The sequence below is a fragment of the Priestia sp. P5_B4 genome (assembly GCF_056400385.1).
Window position 1 is genome coordinate 1 of sequence record NZ_JBFULJ010000565.1, and the last position, 2,505, is coordinate 2,505.

2 protein-coding genes are annotated in these 2,505 nt (G+C 38.8%); both read right to left on the reverse strand.

The window, feature by feature from the left end; genetic code table 11:
* Positions 1-25: 25 nt before the first annotated feature.
* On the reverse strand, positions 26-190 hold the full coding sequence (locus AC1DRF_RS22995; RefSeq protein WP_016764155.1) for a hypothetical protein: 165 nt from the start codon (positions 188-190) through the stop codon (positions 26-28).
* Positions 191-452: 262 nt separating this feature from the next.
* Positions 453-2,505 (reverse strand): MMPL family transporter (locus AC1DRF_RS23000; protein WP_477741780.1); only part of this gene is annotated, 2,053 nt, incomplete at its 5' end.

Consider the following 2,505-nt stretch of genomic DNA (forward strand, 5'->3'; position numbering starts at 1 on the left):
CTTTGCCTTATTTCTGAAGATTTTATTACATATCTTCTTTGCCTTGACAGCTTGGACACTCATAAACATGCACAAAATAAAGTCCAATATGGTGGAATCGTTTCCCTAAGCAATCTGGACATGTTCCTGCTTCGCGCATTTGTTCCCGTCGTTTGTCTCGCTGATTAGCTAAGAAATTTACAAATTTCATAAAAAAACCTCCCTCATGTTTTTGACTATAGGTTTTCCTGATGAGAAGTCTTTTATTCGACTAAGTGTATTTATAACAGCACCTGCTTGATTGTGCTTTTAAACTATACTCACGTTTTCCAATAATACAAAAAGGATAGATAGAGCAGTCTTATAACGCTCATCTATCCTTCATTTTTACCCTATATAATGTTTAATGCTATACAGGCGTATCACTATTTCCTAACAGATATCTAATTTTTGATATAGCTATCATATACAAATTATTCTTCTATTTTGTATTTTTCTTTTTTTCGAAGAAACGGCCACCAGTTTCCTTCTCCAAGCGTTACGACAATCGCTGGCATAAGAAGCGGAAGAATGACAAGGCCATAAAGTAAAAGACCAATAATAACAACCGTTGCTACATGAACAAGTGTTAATACACCTGATGGCATCATAGCCCCAAACGTTCCGGCTAAGATAATAGCAGCAGTAATAATAACCGATCCCATCTTACTCATAGACGTAACCATCCCTTCTGCTACGCCGCTTTTTACTTCTTCGTTAAAACGGTCTAACAAGAAAATAGAATAGTCAATTCCAAGGGCAACTAAAATAACAAAACTAAAGAATGGCACGGCCCAGCTGATTCCGTCATTCCCCATTATATCCACGAATAGAAGCTCTGAGATTCCCATTGCTGTATAATACGTAAGCAGCAGTGAAGCAATCATGTATACAGGCATGATCATTGACCGGAATAAAATGGTCAGCACAATAAACAATCCAATCATCATAATAACCATTGTGCGTGAAAGATCCGTTGTAGATAAATCTTTTAAATCCGCATTTGAGCTCGATACCCCTCCGTACACAATTTCTGTATGCTCAAACGGCGTATCAACGACTTCGCTTGCCACCGCTTTTTCAATATTTTTTACGGTTGAAATGGCTTCTTCAGAATATGGATTTTGATCGAGCACTACACTGAGCTTAACTCCTTTTCCATCTGCAAAAGAATAGTTATCGATGGATTGTTTAAACCCTTTATCTTTCATCACTTCTGCTGGAAGGTAAATACCCGTATCTCTAACTGTTGAGCTGTCACTCATGTTATCAAGCATATCTGTTGCTTTTGTTAAGCCATCTGAGATCTTAGTCAGTCCGTCATTCGCACTGTTAACGCCTTTTGCTAACTCATTGATACTGTCTGATAACGTTCCAACTTGACCTTGCTGAGCTGAAAGCTTCTCATTTGCTTGTTGGAGACCGGTTTGAATGGTAGTAAGCTGTTTACTGATTGCAACAAGCTGCGGAACCGCTTGCTGCACATTTCCTGTTGTAGAGAGCTGAGTGCTGACAAGCTGCAGCTGTTGATTAATTTGAGCTAATCCATCTGCAGCAGGTGCAAGCGACCCGCCAGACTTCTCTTTAGAAGCAGAACCCGTTTGGTCAGCTATTTGATTTAGCCCTTTTTTAACATCACTTAATCCTTTTTGCACATCTCCGATTCCTTTAACAGCATCTTTGATTCCGTTTGATACAGAGCCTAACTGTGAATTAACATATAAATCATCAATCTTTTCTCCGGTAGGCTGTGTGATAGTCATAACAGAATCCACGTGATCCACTTTTTCAATTGCTTTGCTTATATTTCCTAAATAAGGAATAACATCCGCCTTTGTTAACTCTTTATCTCCTTTAATAATAACATTGACAGGAAACGCTTTTCCTTCTCCCAGTGCATCACTGATAGCATTTAGTCCTTTTATAGATTTATAATCACTGCTTATTTCAGCAGTAGAATCAAACGATACTTTTGAGTCGTACGTTACAATAAAAGGCACGGTAATAATCGCTGTAATGACTAAAAACACGAACGGTCGCGCCACTGCCTTTTTTCCTAAAAAGCCCCACAGCTTATTATCGCTATGAGAAGCCACTTTTTTAGACGGCCAAAATAATTTTTCTCCAAGCGTAACCATAAAAAGTGGAAGCAGAGTAAATAAAATGACTAGCAGTACACCTACGCCCACTGCTACCCCGACAGCCGACTGGAAAATGGCAAACTTGGCAAATCCAATGGCTGCAAATCCAATAAATACGGCAATTCCGCTGATAAATAGCGTTCTTCCTGCTGTACGATAAGCCGTGATCGTGGCCTCTACTTTATCATGTCCGTTTGCCAATTCTTCACGGAAACGATTAAGTAAAAGAATGCAGTAATCCGTACCAATTCCAAATAAAATAGCTACTAAGAACGTTTGCGTGAACGTTGAGATTGGAAAATCGACATTTTTAACTAAAATCCCTAGTAACGATTGACTGATTAAG